This is a genomic window from Nonomuraea composti (assembly GCF_012034275.1).
GTDB classification, from domain to species: domain Bacteria; phylum Actinomycetota; class Actinomycetes; order Streptosporangiales; family Streptosporangiaceae; genus Nonomuraea; species Nonomuraea composti.
Genome location: NZ_JAATEP010000003.1, coordinates 299,181 through 316,395 on the forward strand (window position 1 = coordinate 299,181; position 17,215 = coordinate 316,395).

14 protein-coding genes are annotated in these 17,215 nt (G+C 73.3%); 5 read left to right on the forward strand and 9 right to left on the reverse strand.

What is annotated here, in order from left to right:
- Positions 1 to 36: 36 nt before the first annotated feature.
- Positions 37 to 789 carry a TetR/AcrR family transcriptional regulator gene (locus HCN51_RS06725; protein ID WP_168007840.1) on the reverse strand — a complete coding sequence of 251 codons (753 nt, stop codon included), beginning with the start codon at positions 787 to 789 and terminating at the stop codon, positions 37 to 39.
- A gap of 98 nt (positions 790 to 887) precedes the next feature.
- Between HCN51_RS06725 and HCN51_RS06730 the strand changes: the two genes are divergently transcribed.
- On the forward strand, positions 888 to 2,339 hold the full coding sequence (locus HCN51_RS06730; protein WP_168007842.1) for an MFS transporter: 1,452 nt from the start codon (positions 888 to 890) through the stop codon (positions 2,337 to 2,339).
- A 123-nt stretch (positions 2,340 to 2,462) separates the two neighbouring features.
- Here the strand turns inward: HCN51_RS06730 and HCN51_RS06735 are convergent, their stop codons facing one another.
- The 5 genes from HCN51_RS06735 to HCN51_RS06755 form a co-directional block, all read right to left on the reverse strand.
- Positions 2,463 to 3,629, reverse strand: a complete 1,167-nt coding sequence (locus tag HCN51_RS06735) for a VWA domain-containing protein (RefSeq protein ID WP_168007844.1) — start codon at positions 3,627 to 3,629, stop codon at positions 2,463 to 2,465.
- A gap of 64 nt (positions 3,630 to 3,693) precedes the next feature.
- Positions 3,694 to 5,949 (reverse strand): DUF5682 family protein, encoded by a 2,256-nt coding sequence (locus HCN51_RS06740; RefSeq protein WP_168007846.1) that lies wholly within the window; start codon positions 5,947 to 5,949, stop codon positions 3,694 to 3,696.
- Between the two features lie 223 nt (positions 5,950 to 6,172).
- Positions 6,173 to 7,237 carry an ATP-binding protein gene (locus tag HCN51_RS06745; RefSeq protein WP_080036516.1) on the reverse strand — a complete coding sequence of 355 codons (1,065 nt, stop codon included), beginning with the start codon at positions 7,235 to 7,237 and terminating at the stop codon, positions 6,173 to 6,175.
- Positions 7,234 to 8,760 carry a DUF5691 domain-containing protein gene (locus HCN51_RS06750; protein WP_206066633.1) on the reverse strand — a complete coding sequence of 509 codons (1,527 nt, stop codon included), beginning with the start codon at positions 8,758 to 8,760 and terminating at the stop codon, positions 7,234 to 7,236. The genes HCN51_RS06745 and HCN51_RS06750 overlap by 4 nt, the downstream gene beginning before the upstream one ends.
- Positions 8,757 to 10,175, reverse strand: coding sequence for an SWIM zinc finger family protein (locus HCN51_RS06755; RefSeq protein ID WP_168007848.1), 1,419 nt, complete (start codon positions 10,173 to 10,175; stop codon positions 8,757 to 8,759). The genes HCN51_RS06750 and HCN51_RS06755 overlap by 4 nt, the downstream gene beginning before the upstream one ends.
- Before the next feature lie 81 nt (positions 10,176 to 10,256).
- On the opposite strand from HCN51_RS06755, the gene HCN51_RS06760 reads away from it, so the two are divergent.
- Positions 10,257 to 10,802, forward strand: a complete 546-nt coding sequence (locus HCN51_RS06760) for a cupin domain-containing protein (RefSeq protein WP_346433555.1) — start codon at positions 10,257 to 10,259, stop codon at positions 10,800 to 10,802.
- A gap of 92 nt (positions 10,803 to 10,894) precedes the next feature.
- On the opposite strand, the gene HCN51_RS06765 is transcribed toward HCN51_RS06760, so the two are convergent.
- Complete coding sequence (locus HCN51_RS06765) at positions 10,895 to 11,635, reverse strand: SDR family oxidoreductase (RefSeq protein ID WP_168007850.1); 741 nt, start codon at positions 11,633 to 11,635, stop codon at positions 10,895 to 10,897.
- A 122-nt stretch (positions 11,636 to 11,757) separates the two neighbouring features.
- On the opposite strand from HCN51_RS06765, the gene HCN51_RS06770 reads away from it, so the two are divergent.
- From HCN51_RS06770 to HCN51_RS06780, 3 genes are all read left to right on the forward strand, one after another.
- The gene (locus HCN51_RS06770) at positions 11,758 to 12,306 is read left to right on the forward strand and encodes a TetR/AcrR family transcriptional regulator (protein ID WP_168007852.1); all 549 of its coding nucleotides are present in this window, start codon (positions 11,758 to 11,760) and stop codon (positions 12,304 to 12,306) included.
- Between the two features lie 115 nt (positions 12,307 to 12,421).
- On the forward strand, positions 12,422 to 13,291 hold the full coding sequence (locus HCN51_RS06775; RefSeq protein ID WP_080036512.1) for a UTP--glucose-1-phosphate uridylyltransferase: 870 nt from the start codon (positions 12,422 to 12,424) through the stop codon (positions 13,289 to 13,291).
- 32 nt (positions 13,292 to 13,323) lie between these two features.
- The gene (locus HCN51_RS06780) at positions 13,324 to 14,862 is read left to right on the forward strand and encodes an aldehyde dehydrogenase family protein (RefSeq protein ID WP_168007854.1); all 1,539 of its coding nucleotides are present in this window, start codon (positions 13,324 to 13,326) and stop codon (positions 14,860 to 14,862) included.
- Between the two features lie 40 nt (positions 14,863 to 14,902).
- Here HCN51_RS06780 and glnII read toward each other — a convergent pair whose 3' ends face one another.
- Complete coding sequence (glnII, locus tag HCN51_RS06785; RefSeq protein ID WP_080036510.1) at positions 14,903 to 15,922, reverse strand: glutamine synthetase; 1,020 nt, start codon at positions 15,920 to 15,922, stop codon at positions 14,903 to 14,905.
- A 107-nt stretch (positions 15,923 to 16,029) separates the two neighbouring features.
- The gene (locus HCN51_RS06790; protein WP_168007856.1) at positions 16,030 to 17,133 is read right to left on the reverse strand and encodes an NAD(P)/FAD-dependent oxidoreductase; all 1,104 of its coding nucleotides are present in this window, start codon (positions 17,131 to 17,133) and stop codon (positions 16,030 to 16,032) included.
- Positions 17,134 to 17,215: the final 82 nt, after the last annotated feature.

The following is a 17,215-nucleotide window of genomic DNA, read 5'->3' on the forward strand; positions in this document are numbered from 1 at the left end:
GTAGGCGCATCGGGCGCAGGGCCTAGGCAATTGGGCCTAAGGCCTTACCGGTTTCTTCGGCATGCGGGCCTCGATGCCGTCGAGCATCAGCTCCAGCCCGTACGCGAAGCGGTCCTCGCCGTCGCCGGCGGTCAGGTCGGCCACGTGCGCCTGGAGGTGCGGGAAGCGCTCGGCCGGCAGCGCCCGGTAGTAGGCGCTGATCTGCCCGACGAACGCCTGGAAGTACTCCTCCGGGCTGGACATCCCGGCCGCGCGCATCCGCGCCCGGTGCAGCGAGCCCTCGTAGGCGTCGCCGACGAGGTAGAGCGAGAGCCGGTCCATCGCCAGGGACGCCTCCGCCGGGGGCATGCCCGCCTCGACGAGCAGCCCGTAGGTGAACTCGCCGGCGCGCAGCGAGTTCTCCCCCGTCGGGATGTTCGCCAGCGCCGCCCTGGCCACGTCGGCGTGCTCGCGGAAGACGCGGTGGACCTCCAGGGAGTACTCCCGCAGCTGCTCCTTCCACCGGGCCGGGTCGGGCCGCTGCGGCAGGTGGATCTCGCTGAGCACCCGGTCGTAGATCAGCTCCAGCAGCTCCTCCTTGCCGGAGACGTGCGCGTACAGCGAGGCGGGGCCGGTGTCGAGCTCCTGGGCCACCCGTCTCATGCTGAGCGCGTCGAACCCCTCGTCGTCGAGGATGCGCAGCCCCGTCTCGACGATCAGCTCCTGGCTGAGCTGCCGCTTGGGCGGAGCGGGGCGGCGCGACTTGCGCCACGGGGGCGCCGGCACGTCACTGGGTTCCTTGGCTGCCATACGAACACTGTACTTGACACGAACGGTGTTCGTCACTAAAACAGTGTTCGTGAACGAACGCCGTTCGTTACCTAGAACACCGTTTTTCAGGAGATGTCATGACCGTTACCGCCTCAGGGGCGGCCACCGAGGTCCAGCCCTACCGCTGGCGCTTCGTCGCCCTCTTCGTGATCCTCGCCGCCGAGGTGATGGACCTGCTCGACGCGCTCGTCACCGCGATCGCCGCCCCCACCATCCAGAAGGAGCTGGGCGGCTCCGACAGCCTCGTGCAGTGGCTCAGCGCCAGTTACACCCTGGCCATGGCCGTCGGCCTCATCACCGGCGGGCGGCTCGGCGACCTGTTCGGCAAGAAGCGCATGTTCGTGATCGGCGCCGCCGGCTTCACCGTCTCCTCGCTGCTGTGCGGCATCGCCGTCAGCCCCGAGATGCTGATCGCCGGCCGCGCCGTGCAAGGGCTGTTCGGCGCCGTGATGCTGCCGCAAGGGCTGGGGCTGATCAGGGAGATGTTCCCGCCCGACGAGATGGGCAAGGCGTTCGGCATGTTCGGGCCCGTCATGACCATCTCCTCCGTCGGCGGCCCCGTGCTGGCCGGCTGGCTCGTGGACGCCAACCTGTTCGGCACCGGCTGGCGCATGATCTTCCTGATCAACCTGCCCATCGGCCTGGCCGCCGTCCTCGCCGCGCTGCGCTTCCTGCCCGAGTTCCGCCTGTCCAACGCCACCCGGCTCGACCTGCCCGGCGTCGCCCTCGTCTCCACCGCCGCGTTCCTGCTGATCTTCCCGCTCATCCAGGGCCGCGAAGCCGGCTGGCCCGCCTGGACGTTCGTGTCGATGGCCGCCTCCGTCGTCGTGTTCGCCCTCTTCGGCCGGTACGAGTCCCGCCGCGCCCGCTCCGGCCGCGACCCCCTCGTCACCCCCACCCTGTTCCGCAAGCGCTCCTTCGTCGGCGGCCTCGTCGCCGGCCTCGCCTTCTTCTCCGCCCTGACCGGCTTCGGCGTCGTCTTCAGCTTCTACACACAGGCCGGGCTCGGCTTCACCCCCCTCCAGGCCGGCCTGGCCGCGCTCCCGCAGGCCCTCGGCGGCGTCGCCGGCTTCGGCCTGGCCATGAGCGGCCTGCAGCAGAAGCTCGGCCGCGGCCTCATGCAGATCGGCACCGTCGTCATGGCCGCCGGCGCCGCCGTCCTCGCCCTCACCATCCACCTCGCCGGGCTCGACGTCGGCACCTGGCAGCTCGCCCCCGGCCTCGCCCTCGTCGGCATCGGCATGGGGCTCACCATGGCGCCGTTCTTCGACATCGTCCTCGCCGGCGTCGAACCGCACGAAACCGGCTCCGCCTCCGGCACCCTCACCGGCGTGCAGCAACTCGGCGGCGCCTTCGGCACCGCCGTCCTCGGCACCCTCTTCTTCAACCTGCTGGCCGACCAGTGGGAGTTCGGGGCGTCCATGGAGGTCACGGTCTGGGTCGAGGTCGGGCTGCTGCTGCTCACGTTCGCCCTGTCGTACCTGCTGCCCCGGCACGCCCGCCCGGACCAGCAGGCGCACGGCGCATGACCCCGCCCCGGCGGTTGCCACCCAGCCGCCGGCGGCGGGCCACACGCGAGCACGTCCCGCGCCCAGCGGGACACGCCCTGCACCCCGCACCCGGCGCCGCGCCTTGCCGCGCGGGGCGGGCGGTCAGCGGGCGAGGTGGCGTTCGGCCCACTGGGTGATGTCGCGGCGCTCGATCGCGGCCGCCATCAGGTCGGGGAACGCGTCGGGGGTGCACGCGAACGCCGGGACGCCCATCGCCGCCAGCGCCGCCGCGTTGTCGTGGTCGTAGAACGGGGCGCCCTCGTCCGACAGGGCGAGCAGCACGATCACCTGCACCCCGGCCTGCGTCATCGCCGCCACCCTGCGCAGCATCTCCTGCCTGATCCCGCCCTCGTACAGGTCGCTGACCAGCACGAAGATCGAGTTGGCCGGGCGGGTGACGAGCCCCTGGCAGTAGGCGACGGCGCGGTTGATGTCGGTGCCGCCGCCGAGCTGGGTGCCGAACAGCACCTCCACCGGGTCGTGCAGCTGGTCGGTGAGGTCCACCACCGCCGTGTCGAACACCACCAGCGACGTCCGCAACGACCGCATCGACGCCAGCACCGCCCCGAACACGCTCGAATACACCACCGACGCCGCCATCGACCCGCTCTGGTCGATGCACAGCACCACCTCCCGCTGCACCGACCGCTGCCGGCGCGCGTAGCCGACCAGCCGGGACGGGACCACCGTGTTCCTGTCGGGCAGGTAGTTCCTCAGGTTCGCCCTGATCGTGCGGTCCCAGTCGATGTCGGCCACCCGCTTCGGCCGGTGCGTCCTGGCCGAGCGGTCCAGCGCCCCCGACACGGCCGCCCTCGTCTTCTGCGCCAGCCTGCGCTCCAGCTCCTCCACCACCCGGCGCACCAGCGCCCTGGCCGACTCGCGGGCCTGGTCGGGCATGACCTTGTTGAGGGCGAGCAGGGTGCCGACCAGGTGCACGTCCGGCTCCACCGCCTCCAGCATCTCCGGCTCCAGGAGGAGCCTGGTGAGGTTCAGCTTCTCGATCGCGTCCTTCTGCATGACCTGGACGACCGTGGACGGGAAGTACGTCCGGATGTCGCCCAGCCACCTGGCCACGCGCGGCGCCGACGCCCCCAGCCCGCCCTGCCTGCGGTCCCCGCCCCCGCCGCCTTCACCTCCCTGGTCGTAGACGGCGGCCAGGGCCGCGTCCATGCGCGCGTCCACACCCTCGAGCCCGACACCGGTGCCGTCGGCCGGCCCGCCGCCGAGCACGAGCCGCCACCGCCGCATCCGCTCATCAGCCACACTCATCGCCCGGCCCTCCGCAGCCGCCCGCCACGCTCATCGCCCCGCCCTCCGCAGCCGCCCGCCGCACTCATCGCCCCGTCGTCCCTTCGCGCACGCTGGTCTTCCCGAGGATCGACAGGACGGTGGCGACGGCGGGCGCCGCGCGGCGCTCGTCCACGGCCTGCTCCCCCGCCTCCTCGTCGCGGTCCGCCGCGCGCAGGCGCTCGCCGATGGCCCGGCGTTCCGGTGCCGCGAAGCCGCCGAACGTGCGGCGCAGCAGCGGCAGCACGTCCGTGAACTGCTCGCCCGACAGCCCCGTCAGCCAGCCGTCCACCAGCCCCAGCAGGCGCGGGTCGTGCACCAGCAGCAGCCCGCCGCCCGCCAGGAACCCCTCCACCCACGCCGCCACCCGGGCGGGCGCCTGCCCCCAGGACATGGCCCTGGACATGCGGTCGCCGGCGTCGTCCAGCTCGCCGGAGTCCAGCAGGATCCTGGTGAGGCGGCCCTCGATGAGCCCGTGCAGGTCCTGCCGGTCGCTGATGCCCCGCAACGTGCCCAGCCACCGCCCCCTCGGCCCCGCGCCGTTGCCGCCCGCCTCAGGGGCGTCGGACAGGAGGGCGACGGCCGAGTGCACCGCGTCCACGTGCTTGAGCAGGTTCGCCGCCGCCTCGTCGTCCAGGCTCGTCACCGCCACCGGCAGCCCGACGCAGATGCGCTCCAGCATCGAGCGCACGATCACCGCCAGCCCCTCCGCCGGCGTGCCGCGCACGTCGCCGTAGCGGTGGGCGCGCACCATCGCGGGCAGCGCCGCCATCAGGCTGGTGACGTCGGTGTCGAGCGCCGCCTTGGCCGACAGCGCCGCCAGCACGGCGGGCAGCGCGCCCGTCAGATCCGCGAGCAGGCACCTCTCCACCAGCGACGCCAGGTCGGCCAGCGCCGCCGACGGCTCCTCCGCCAGGTCCCTGGCCTGCTGCGCCGCCGCCGCGGCCACGGTGGTGCCGAGGGCGGCGTGCTCGATGAGCGCGAGGTCGTGCTCGGGGCGCCACCGTAACGTCCACGTCTCCCTGAACGTGCCCTTGCCGCGCGCCTGCCCCGGCGTGCCCCAGCCGACCTCGAGCAGCCCCAGCCGGTGCAGCAGGTGGCTGCGGTCGAGGTCGAGCGGCTTGCGCAGGTCGAGGTCGATCTCCCGGTCGAGCGCCTCCGGCTTGAGCTTGAGCCGCCGCTGCTGCTCGCGCAGGTCCCGCTGCAACGGCACCATCGGGGTGCCGTCGGAGACGTGGCCGAGCCGGTCGCCGACGACCATGCGCCGCTGGATCAGCTCCACCGCCAGATCGTCGCCCTCGCACAGCACGGCCCTGGTCGCCTCGGTGACCTCGCCGAGCCCGGCCAGCGGCCTGCCGCGCAGGGTGGCCAGGCCGTGCGCGAGGCGTACGGACTCGATGACGTGCGCCGACGACACCGCCAGCCCCTCGTCCCGCAGCACCCCGGCAGCCTGCGCCAGCCACCGCTCCACCGGCCGGTCCGGCGCCTCGAACAGGTGGTGGTACCAGCCCGGCGAGGTGATGCCCGCGCCGTAGCCGCTCCACGAGGCCAGCCGCCCGTACGTCCACGGCACCCACGTCAGCTCCGCCTTCACCTTCGGCAGGCCGCGCAGGACGGCGTTGTCGGCCGCCACGGACGGCAGCGGGCCGCTCAGCGCGGGCACGTGCCAGGCGCCGCAGATCACCGCGATCCGCTCGAAGCCCTGCTTGAGGGCCGCGCGGAGGGTCTTGCGCATGTACGCCTCGCGCCGGGCCTCCCGCTCGTCCGGCACATATCCCTCACGCACGGCGGCCATGGCCTCCGCGATCACCTCGAACGGCGTGTCGCCGCCCCGGTGCTCGACGACGTCCTCCCACCAGCGCTCCGGGTCGTCGTACCCGGCCGCCGCGGCCAGCGCCCCGATGGGGTCCACCCGCACCAGGGAGGGCGCCGCCTCGTCGCCCGGAGAGCTCTCGTCCTGGTCACCGGCAGGGGATTCGGCGTCGCCGGCCAGGGTGTGGGCGGCGGGCAGGTCGCAGAAGCGGACCGGGATGCCGGCCGCCGTGCCGTACATGACGGCCTGCCATTCGGGTGAGAACACGGCGAACGGCCAGAAGGCGGCTCGCGACGGCTCGCCCGGCACGTGGGCGAGCAGCGCGACCGGCGGCTCCAGGCCGGGTGCGAGCGGGATCAGGGCGTCGGCCTCGGGCGGGCCCTCGATGAGGATCGCGTCGGGACGCAGCCGTTCGAGCTCCCGCCGCACGGCCCGCGCGGAGCCCGGCCCGTGATGCCGCACCCCCAGGATCGACACGCCGCCGCTCACCGGACCTCCTCCGCCGGAACGCCGCCCGCACGGCCACCATCACGCACCGGAACGCCGCCCGCACGGCCACCATCACGCACCGGAACGCCGCTCGCACGGCCATCGCCACGCGCCGGAACGCCGCCCGCAGGACCGCCCTCACGCGCCGGAACGCCGCCCGCGCGGCCGCCATCGCGCGCCGGAAGGCCGCTCGTCCGGTCGCCGCGGGGAGCGGGGGCGGCGTTCATGAGACCTCGCGGCAGGCGCGGTAGAAGTCGCGCCAGTCGGATCGCTCGCGGACCACCGTCTCCAGGTACTCGCGCCACACCACCCGATCCGACACCGGCTCCTGCACGACCGCGCCGACGATCCCGGCCGCCACGTCGGACGGGCGGAGCACCCCGTCGCCGAAGTGGGCGGCCAGGGCGATGCCGTTGGTGAGGACCGAGATGGCCTCGGCCGTGGACAGGGTGCCGCTGGGCGACTTGACCTTGGTGCGGCCGTCCTCGGTGACGCCCGCGCGCAGCTCCCTGAACACCGTCACCACCCGCCGGATCTCCGCCAGCCCCGTCGTCGTCTCCGGCAGCTCCAGGGAGCGGCCGAGCTGGGCGACGCGGCGCGCGACGATGTCGACCTCCTCCTCGGCGGTGGCGGGGACGGGCAGCACGACGGTGTTGAAGCGGCGGCGCAGCGCGCTGGACAGCTCGTTGACGCCCCGGTCGCGGTCGTTGGCGGTGGCGATCACGTTGAAGCCGCGCTGCGCCTGGACCTCGCGGTTGAGCTCGGGGATCGGCAGCGTCTTCTCCGACAGGACGGTGATCAGCGCGTCCTGGACGTCGGACGGCATGCGGGTCAGCTCCTCGACGCGGGCCACCCGGCCCTCGGCCATCGCGCGCATGACCGGCGACGGGGTCAGCGCCTCGAACGACGGGCCCTCGGCCAGGAGCCTGGCGTAGTTCCAGCCGTACCGGACGGCCTCCTCGGCGGTGCCGGCGGTGCCCTGCACGAGGAGCGTCGAGTCGCCGCTGATCGCGGCGGCCAGGTGCTCCGACAGCCACGTCTTCGCGGTGCCGGGCACGCCGAGCAGCAGCAGCGCCCGGTCGGTGGCCAGCGTGGCCACGGCGACCTCGACGATGCGGCGCGCGCCCACGTACTTGGGGGTGATGCGCTCGCCGTCGCCCAGGATGTAGGTGGTCACCGCCCACGGCGACAGCTTCCAGCCCGGCGGCCTCGGCCGGTCGTCGTCCTTGGCGAGGACGGCCAGCTCCTCGGCGTACTGGTCTTCCGCGTGCGGGCGCAGAACGGTCATCGGGCAAGCTCCTTGTACATGTCAGCACGGAAACGCAGCAGGGCGGCGACCTGCTGGACGGGCTCGGCGGGCGAGTAGTCTTCGGCCAGCTCGAACAGGGCCGGGTCGATGTGCTCGCCCGCCAGCTTGACCAGCTCGCCGAGGTTCCACGGCTGCGTGGTGTGCACCTTCACGATCTTGTTGAGCACGGCCGTCGCCAGGCCCTCACGCCAGAGGGACGACACGCCGCCGAGCACCATGATCAACTGGCTGTCGAGGTCATGGCCACGGACGAACCGGGCGGCCAGCTCCTGCTGCTCCTCCGGCGGGAGGGCTTCGAGCAGGTCGGCGATCGGGTCCCAGCCGAACATCGCCCGCGCCCACTCCGGGTCCTTCTGCAGCACCGCGGCCCGGACCCAGGCCGCCTTCACCTCGGCGTCCCAGTCGGGGATCTTCATCGCCAGCAGCTCGTCCGGCGATCTCCCCCACACGGACAGGGGCGCGCGGGCGATGATCTGCTGCAACCACCAGGCGCGCTCGCCGATGCCGCGGGGCGGCTTCGGGCGGACGCCGTCGCGTTCCATCTCCTTGTCGCACGCCGCCGGGGCCTCGACGGCGATCACGTCACCACTGATCGTCACGCAGGCGCGCACCCGCTCGGCCATGCGGCGGGACAGGCGGGAGGCGGGCAGGCGGGTGAGGAGGTTCGCGGCGGCCTGGCGGACCTCCCTGCGGCGGTCGTCCAGCGCCTGCTCCAGGAACGGCTCGTCCTCCATGCTCAGCCCGTCGGCCAGCACCTCCACGAACCCCGCCCGGTCGTCCGGCGTCTCGCGCTCCCACGTGCCCTCCAGCAGCCGCCGCGCCTGACCCGGGTCGGCCGCCCTGAGCGCGCTCAGGTGAGCGCGCCGGTCGGCGGCGCCGCCCAGCTCCCACGTCTCGCCCGTGGGCTCCTCCAGCAGGTACGCCCACGCGGGGTTGAGCCCCGCCAGCCAGCGGCCCCGCTGCCCGGCCAGCACCCCCAGATGCACCCTGATCGAACGGTCACGGCGACCGCGCTCCAGCAGCTCCGGCAGCACGTACGGGGGCACCCTGCGGCCGGTGGCCGCGGCGGCGGCCAGCCATTCGGGGATCAGCCTCTCGTGCTCACCGCCGAGCAACCGGCCCAGCCGCTCGGCCGCCCGCCTGCCAACCGCCTCCCGCTCCTCACGGGGCGCCGCCTCCCTGCCGCTCCCGCCGGAGTCGTCAGCACTGGTGGCGCTTCCGGGATCGATGGCGTCGCTGCTGCTGATCGGATCGCTGGGGCCGTTGTCCTCGGCGCTGGTGTCGTGGTCGGCGCCGGTGTCGTGGTCGGCGCCGGTGTCGTGGTCGGCGCCGCCGCTATTGGCGGCGCTGGCGTTGGCGCTGTCGCGGGGGGTTTCCGCGCGGCGGCCCGCGCGGCGGCGGGCCACCTCGACGGCCGCCGCTTCGAGCAGGTCGCCGCCAGGGTAGGGCCTGCGGTCGGTGCCCACGAGGGCCGTGGAGGTCAGCTCGTCCCAGCCAGTCACAGGATCACCGCCGTCTCGTCGTCCCAGGCCGTCAGGGGGCGCAGGCCCTGCGGTGTCCACTCGGCCGCGACCGTCACCGGGTGCCCGCCGGAGACGGCGATCAGCCGCCAGGGGTCGTGCGCCCGAGGGTGGAGGGGCAGGCCGCCGAGCGACGTCCGCCCCGGAACCACGCCCGTGAGGACCAGCGGCCAGGACTCCGTCCACGGGTCCTCGGCCAGCGCTCCCGCCACCTCGTCGAGCGCCTCGTCGGGCGACTTCCCCGGCGGCACGCCGGCCGAGGCGACGGTATCGTGGCGGGCGGCCACCAGGGCGCGGAGGGGGGCGGCGCCCGGGTAGTAGGTGAGGTCGGCGTCGATGGTCGTGCCCGTGACCAGGGAGGCGTCCAGTGGCTGGCCCTGCGGGGCGAACGACAGGACCAGGGCGGGCCGCCCGGTGCGGCGGCCCCGCAGCCAGACGCGGCGGGCCGTCAGGCGGTCCTGTACCTCGTCGCGCCTGCCCAGGACGTCCCAGTGGTCGCGCACCGGAGGGCCGGCCAGGACCTCTTCCCTCGTGACGGGGAAGCCGACGCGGATCAGGACGGTCTGGGCCAGCGCGTCAGGCAGGGCGGCCCGGCGGCGGTAGGCGATGGCGAGCAGGTTGACCAGGGCGTACTCCTCCAGGAGCCGGCCCGGCCAGCCCTCCTCGGCGCGCACCCTGGCCAGCCGGGACACCAGGCCCGCCACGCCGGGCGCCTGCGCGTCGATGAGCCGCTTGGCCAGCCCGTCCCAGTCGTGCTCCTGCGCGCCCGCCAAGCCCTGCCGCACCTGGTCGGCCAGCCACCGCTCCAGCTCGGCCAGCCCAGCGGCGACCCGCTGGTGCCGCACGGACTCGGCCCGCCCACCGAGACTCGTACCGGTGGCGAGGGCAGGGGCCGCGCCCGGGCTGGAGCCCACGGCTCCGGGCGCGGAGTCAAGGTGCGTGCCACCTACACCGACGCCAGAACCAGCGCCGCCGGCGGTGGCGGCGGCGGCCTCCGCACGTGCCGGGCCCGAACGGGCGGCATCCAGACGGGCGGCCTCGATGCGGGCGGCCGACTTGGCGGCGCGTTCGGCGCGGTCGTCCAGCCATTCCGTCACCCACTGCGGTGCCGCCGGTTGCTCGGGCACCCCGTCGGCCGACCACAGGAGCAGCAGCCCCAGCGCGTGCTTGCAGGGGAACTTCCTGCTCGGGCAGCTGCACCGGTATGCGGGCTCGGTGAGGTCGACGGCGGCGAGGTACGGCTTGGCGCCGCTGCCCTTGCACTCGCCGTACAGCACCGTGCCCGTCGTGCCGCGCAGCGCCCACTTGCCGGCAGTCGCCACCCCTTGGGCCGCCTTCTGGGACGAGGCGTCGGGGGCGAGGGCGAGCACCTGGTCGCGGCTCCACCGTTCAGTCACCCGCCGCAGACTAGCCAGTCCGACCGACAGTTCAGAAGCGGCCCGGGATCATGCCGTGAACGGACCCGTAGACTCTGTCCCGTGGAGTTGCGGATCTATCCGGACGGCCCGTCCGTCGAGGTGCCCGACGAGGCGGCGGCCCTGAAGAGCGGCCTCGACGGCCAGCTCGTCCTCGACGGCAGCCGGTTCCTGCGCAGGGACGTCACGGGCGCCCCCGTCGCGTTCGTCGAGCGCCCGCCCGTCGCCGAGGCTCTCGACCTGCTCCCCCATCCCGAGGGCGGCTGGTTCAGGGAGACCTACCGGTCGCCGGTGACGTTCACGCCGGACGGCTACCCCGGCCCGAGGGCCAGCGTCACCGCCATCTACTTCCTGCTGCGTCCGGGTGAGGAGTCGGTGCCGCACGTGGTCAGGTCGGCGGAGATCTGGCTGTGGCATCGTGGCGGGCCGCTCGACCTGAGGATCGGGGACGAGACGGTGGTCCTCGGCCCCGACGTCGAGCGGGGGCAGGTGCCGCAGGCGGTCGTGCCGGGCGGCGTGTGGCAGTCGGCGCGCCCGGCGGGCGACACGGAGGTGCTGGTGAGCTGCCTGGTCTCGCCGGGCTTCGACTTCGCGGACTTCGACGCCTAGGGTCCGGCCCGTGCCGACCTCGCCCGAACCCTGCTCGACGTGGCCGCGGTGGGCGGGCGAGTCCTGCGAGCGCCGCCGCCCGCCCCCTCAGGTCAGCCCTGCACGGTGGGGCGGATGACGATCTCGCCGATCTCCACGTCCTCGGGCTGCTCGATGGCGAACGCGATCGCCCGCGCCACCGCCTCCGGCGCGATGGCGAGCCGTTCCATGTCCTGCCGCACCTGCTCGCGCACCTCGGCGTTGTCGATCCAGTCCGCGAGCTCCGTACGGACGTAACCGGGCGACACGGCGGTGGTGCGGAGGACGCCGTCGGTCGACTCCTGCCGGAGCCCTTCGAGCAACGTGCGCACGGCGTTCTTGGTGGCGGCGTAGACGGCCTGGGTGGGGACGATCTTCAGCCCGGACGTGGACACGGTGGTCACGAGGTGGCCGTGGCCCTGGCGGCGGAAGACGGGCAGGGCGGCGGCGATGCCGTGCAGGACGCCCACGAGGTTGACGTCGATCATCTGGGTCCAGCCGGCCACGTCGAGGTCGGCGACGGGGCCGGTCCTGGCGATGCCGGCGTTGCCCACCAGCACGTCGAGCCGCCCGTACTCGCTGACCGCCAGGTCGACGAGCCGTTCGAGGCCCTCGCGGCGGGTGACGTCGGTGGCGCGGGTGACGGCGCGCCCGCCGGCGGCGCGGAGGTCGGCGGCGAGCCGGTCGAGGCGGTCGGTGCGCCGCGCGCCGAGGACGACGGCGGCGCCGCGCGAGGCGAGCAGGCGCGCGGTGGCCTCGCCGATGCCGCTGCTGGCGCCGGTGATGGCGACGACCTGGTCAGTGATGGCAGGCATGTTCTTGAGCCCCCGATAGAGTGGACACGTGTCCGTTTAAGGATCTCGAAGCGGACACGTGTCCGCTTCACCAGCTCCCATCGTACCGGACACATGTCCGCTTAGCCAACCCGTGAGGACCGATGAACCGACCCCGCCGCGCCGACGCCGCCGACAACCGCGAGCGCATCCTGGAGGCCGCACGGGCGGTCGTCGCGACCGCGGACGAGGTGCGGCTGAACGAGATCGCCAAGCGGGCGGGCGTCGGCCAGGGCACCCTCTACCGCCACTTCCCCACCCGCGAGCACCTGCTCGCCGAGGTCTACCGGCAGGACGTGGACGAGCTCGTGGCGACCGCCCCGCACCTGCTCGCCGAGCACGACCCGGTCACCGCCCTGACCCGCTGGCTCGACCGGCTGGTCGAGTACGCGCGGATCAAGCACGGCGTGTTCGCCGCCGTCGAGGCGGGGGTCAGGAAGGACCTGTCGGCGCACAGTCTCGGCCCGATCGGGGACGCGCTGACCACGCTGCTCGACGCGGGCAGGGCCGCTGGCACGGTGCGTCCCGACGTGGACGCCCGCGACCTCATCCTCCTCGTCGGCTACCTGACCCGGCTGGAGCAGGACGAGTGGGACACCCGGGCCCGGCACCTCATCCGGATCATCCTGGAGGGCGTGCGCAGCCGCGGCTGAAGGCGGGTTTACCGCCGGCTCGCCGGGTGCAGTGGGCAGGGGCATGGAGACGTACTGATATTTCCGACCGGTAACGTCCTCATCGTCCCCCGCCGTCCGTACGAGGAGAGTTCGCATGATCCGCAAGGCCGTGATCCCGGTGGCCGGGCTGGGCACCCGGCTGCTGCCCCTGACGAAGGCGCTGCCGAAGGAGATGCTGCCGATCGGCGACAAGCCGGTCATCGAGCACACGATCCGGGAGCTGGTGGACTCCGGCATCGACGACATCACGATCGTGACCTCGGCCCGCAAGGACCTCGTCCAGCGCCATTTCGCCCCTGACGCGGACCTGGAGCGGGAGCTGCGCGCGGCCGGCAAGGACGACCTGGCCGGCGCGGTGGCGGAGCTGTCGTCGCTGGCCCACATCACGTACCTGTACCAGCGCGGCCCGTACGGCAACGGCACGCCGATCCTGAACGCCGCGCGGGTGATCGGCGACGAGCCGTTCATGGTGTTGTGGGCCGACGACGTGTTCGTGGCGGAGGTGCCGCGCGCGCAGCAGCTCAAGGCCGCTTACGAGGCGACGGGCGCGCCGGTGCTGGCCCTGATGCCGATGGCGGTGGAGGACGCCTCCCGCTACGGCGTGCCGATCGTCGAGGAGGACCTCGGCGGGGGCCGCCTGCGCATCTCGGGGCTGGTGGAGAAGCCGCGCCCGGAGGAGGCCCCTTCGCGGTACGCCGCGATCGGCGGGTACGTCGTCACCCCGGGGGTCGTCGCCGAGCTGGAGGAGGCCACGCGCCGCTGGCACGAGCACCCCGAGGGCGAGATCTACCTGACCGACGCCCTGCACCGCCACGCCGCGGGCAACCCGGTGTACGGGCAGGTCATCGACGGCACCTGGTGGGACACCGGCTCGCCGCTCAACTACCTGCGGGCGCAGTTCGCCGCGGCGCTGGCCGATCCGGTGTACGGGCCGGAGCTGCGCAAACTGGCCCGGGAGAGCTAGCGTCTACGAAAGAACTTACGAGGAGGGCAGCGGTGAGCCGACAAATCGTTTCCATCGTGGGCGGCAAGGACACGACGGCCGCGAGCACGTACGAATCGATCAATCCCGCCCGCACGGGCGAGGTCGTGGCGCGGGTCGGCCTGGCGGACGCGGAGACGTTCGCGGCGGCCTGCCGCACCGCGAGGGACGCGCAGCGCGAGTGGGCGAAGGTGCCGGCGCCGGTGCGCGGCCGGGTGATCGCCTCCATTGGGCGGCTGGTGGAGGCCAACACCGAGCGGCTGGCCCGGCTGGTGACCGAGGAGATCGGCAAGCCGTACGCGGAGGCGCTGGGCGAGGTCAGGGAGATCGTGGACACCTGCGACTTCTTCCTCGGCGAGGGCCGCCGGCTGTACGGGCAGACGGTCCCGTCGGAGATGCCGGACAAGAACCTGTTCACCTTCCGCAACCCGGTCGGGGTGGCGGCGGTGGTGACGGCGGGCAACTTCCCGGTGGCGGTCCCGTCGTGGTATCTCGTGCCGGCGCTGCTGTGCGGCAACGCGGTGGTGTGGAAGCCCGCCGAGTACGCCGCCGCCTCCGCGCACGCCCTGTTCCGGCTGCTCACGGCGGCGGGCCTGCCCGACGGCGTGCTGAACGTGGTCTTCGCCGGCGGCGCCGACACCTTCGGCGGGCTGGAGCGGGCGCTCGACGAGGGCACGGTGCAGAAGGTGGGCTTCACCGGCTCCAGCGAGGTCGGCAGGAAGATCGGCGAGCTGACGGGGCGGCACCTGCAGTCGGCGTGCCTGGAGCTGGGCGGCAAGAACCCGATGGTGATCATGCCGGACGCGGAGCTCGACCTGGCCGTCGAGGGCGCGCTGTTCTCCGGTTTCGGCACCGCCGGGCAGCGCTGCACCAGCCTGGGCACGGTGATCGTGCACGAGAGCGTGCACGACGCGTTCGTGGAGCGGTTCGCGCGGGCGGTGGGCGCGGCCAGGATCGGCGACCCGGCGGAGGACGTGCTGGCGGGGCCGCTGCTCGACCGGAAGTTCGCCGACCGGTACGAGGAGTACCTGACCTGGATCGAGCCGCACCACAAGGTCGTCACCGGAGCCACCGGCCGCATCACGAAGGACAACCCGCGCGGCGGCTTCGACGGCGGCGAGGGGCTCTACTACCACCCGGTCGTGGTCGACGGCGTGCGGCCGGGCGACCGGCTGTTCATGGAGGAGACGTTCGGCCCGATCGTGGGCGTGACCTCGTTCTCCACCATGGACGAGGCGCTCGACCTGGCCAACCTGCCCGGTTACGGCCTGTCGAGCTCGATCTACACCACGAACCCGCAGCACGCCTTCCGCTTCCGCGAGGGCATCTCGGCCGGCATGGTCAGCGTCAACAACTCCACCTCGGGGGCGGAGGCGCACCTGCCGTTCGGCGGCAACGGCAAGTCGGGCAACGGCAGCCGCCAGTCGGGCATGTGGGTGCTCGACCAGTTCACCCGCTGGCAGGCGATGAACTGGGACCACTCGGGGCGCCTGCAGAAGGCGCAGATGGACGTGGCGGACATCGTCCCCGACCTGGACTTCCGCCTGGCATGAGCAAGGGCCCCCGCGCGGCGGGGGCCCCTGTTCGAAGAGGTCAGACCTGGCCGGCCTTCTCCAGGGCGGCGCAGCAGGTGTTCACCAGCAGGCGGGTGACCACGTACGGGTCGACGTTGGCGTTCGGGCGGCGGTCCTCGATGTAGCCCTTCTTGTCCACCTCGACCTGCCACGGGATGCGCACGGAGGCGCCGCGGTTGGAGACGCCGTAGCTGTACTTGTTCCACGGGGCGGTCTCGTGGTGGCCGGTCAGGCGCAGCTCGATGTCGGCGCCGTACTGGGAGACGTGCTCCATCGGCTTGTCACCCTCGCCGAGCGCCTCGCAGGCGGTGATGATGGCCTCGTAGCTCTCGCGCATGGCCTTGGTGGAGAAGTTGGTGTGCGCGCCGGCGCCGTTCCAGTCGCCGCGGGCGGGCTTGGGGTCGAGGGTGGCCTCGACGCCGTACTCCTCGGCCGTCCGGTAGAGCAGGTAGCGGGCGACCCACATGTGGTCGGAGACCTCGAGCGGGCCCGCCGGGCCGATCTGGAACTCCCACTGGCCGGGCATGACCTCGGCGTTGATGCCGGAGATCTTCAGGCCGGCGGCGAGGCAGCGGTCGAGGTGCAGCTCGACGATCTCGCGGCCGAACACGGCCTCGGCGCCGACGCCGCAGTAGTAGTGGCCCTGCGGGGCGGGGAAGCCGCCCTCGGGGAAGCCGAGCGGGCGGCTGCCCTTGAAGAAGGTGTACTCCTGCTCGATGCCGAACCAGGACTCGTGGGCGGCGTACTGCTCGGCGACCGGGCGGAGCAGCGCGCGGGTGTTGCTGGCGTGCGGCTCGCCGTTGATCTCCTCGACCTCGCACAGGACCAGCTTGTTGTCGCCGCCGCGGATCGGGTCGGGGCAGACGAACACGGGGCGGAGCACGCGGTCCGACGAGTGACCCTCGGCCTGGTTGGTGCTCGAACCGTCGAAGCCCCAGACCGGAGGCTCGGCACCGTCGGCAAGGATCTTCGTCTTCGAGCGCATCAGAGCGGTGGGCTCGGTGCCGTCGATCCAGATGTACTCAGCCTTGTAGCTCACGGCGGTCCTTTCGGGGTTTTTCTCAGCCACGCCGAGTCTTACGGATGCCCGTTTCCCGCTTTTTGCCCGAATGTGAACGCCGTGTTAATCGGGACGCCTCTGGTAACTCAAGGGGCGAACCCCGCCAGCTCGGGCACCGTGACACCGTCGAGGATCGAGCGGGCCAGCGCGTCCCCCGTGTACGGCGCCATGGTGAGCCCCGCCGCCCCGAACCCCGTCACCACGTGCAGCCCGTCCTCCCCCGGCAGCGGCCCGGCGATCGGCGCCTGCTCCGACGGCAGCGGGCGCAGCCCGACCCGCGTCTCGATCAGCGTGGCGTCGGCCAGCCCCGGCGCGATCCGCAGCGCGTCGGACAGGACCTGCCACTGCCCTTGCGCCGTCACCCGCGCGTCGAACCCGCTGCCCGTCTCCCTCGTCGCCCCCACCGCCACCCGCGAGTCGTCGAAGGCCACCATGTAGTGGTGCGACAGCGGATGCACCGACGGCCACCGGCTGGTGTCGACGCCGTCGAGGCGCAGGTGCGAGATCTGGCCGCGCTGCGGCTCGACCGCCAGGCGCAGGCCGCGCGGCTCCAGCAGCTCGTTGGCCCAGGCGCCGCAGGCCGCCAGCACCGCGTCGCCCTCCAGCACCTCGGAGCCGACCTCGACGCGGGGCGGGCCCTGCGGGCGCAGCCTGGCCTGCCCGTGCACCTGCCGGGCGCCGTACCTGGCGGCGCCCTGGAGCAGCGCGTCACGCATGGTGCGCCCGTCCACCCGGCCGCCGCCGGAGATGAGCACGCCCTCCAGCGTGGGCGCGAGCACGGGGAACAGGGCGCGCACGTCGTCGTTGCCGATGCGCCGCACCTCGCCGATGATCGAGGCGGCGATCGTCCCGGCGTCGCGGGCGCGCGCCTCGACGCGGGCCTGCGCCTCGTCCAGCCGGGCCGGGTCCTCGTGCACGAGCAGCTCGCCGTTGCGGCGGTAGTCGGTACGCTCCACGCCCGCCTCCGCCAGCAGCCCGATGACCTCGGGATAGTAGGCGGCGCCCGTCGCGTACAGGTCGTAGAAGGGCCCCTCCACGGCGGAGGCCCACGGGGCGATGATGCCGGCGCTGGCCGCCGTGGCCTGCCCGGCCGCCCCCGAGTCGACGACCGTGACGGCCGCGCCCCTGCGGGCCAGCGCGAAGGCGGCGCTCGCGCCCGCGATCCCGGCGCCGATGACGATCACATGCATGATCCCCTTCCTACCGCATCGGGCATGGGCCCCGGCCTACCGGGTAGCACCAGCGGAAACACGCGTTCACAGTCGACTCCCC

Excerpts from the sequence above, each read along its gene's own strand:
- HCN51_RS06725 (WP_168007840.1), bottom strand. The coding sequence starts at position 789 with ATGGCAGCCAAGGAACCCAGTGACGTGCCGGCGCCCCCGTGGCGCAAG.
- HCN51_RS06730 (WP_168007842.1), top strand. The coding sequence starts at position 888 with ATGACCGTTACCGCCTCAGGGGCGGCCACCGAGGTCCAGCCCTACCGC.
- HCN51_RS06735 (WP_168007844.1), bottom strand. The coding sequence starts at position 3,629 with ATGAGTGTGGCTGATGAGCGGATGCGGCGGTGGCGGCTCGTGCTCGGC.
- HCN51_RS06745 (WP_080036516.1), bottom strand. The coding sequence starts at position 7,237 with ATGACCGTTCTGCGCCCGCACGCGGAAGACCAGTACGCCGAGGAGCTG.
- HCN51_RS06765 (WP_168007850.1), bottom strand. The coding sequence starts at position 11,635 with ATGCCTGCCATCACTGACCAGGTCGTCGCCATCACCGGCGCCAGCAGC.
- HCN51_RS06770 (WP_168007852.1), top strand. The coding sequence starts at position 11,758 with ATGAACCGACCCCGCCGCGCCGACGCCGCCGACAACCGCGAGCGCATC.
- HCN51_RS06775 (WP_080036512.1), top strand. The coding sequence starts at position 12,422 with ATGATCCGCAAGGCCGTGATCCCGGTGGCCGGGCTGGGCACCCGGCTG.
- HCN51_RS06790 (WP_168007856.1), bottom strand. The coding sequence starts at position 17,133 with ATGCATGTGATCGTCATCGGCGCCGGGATCGCGGGCGCGAGCGCCGCC.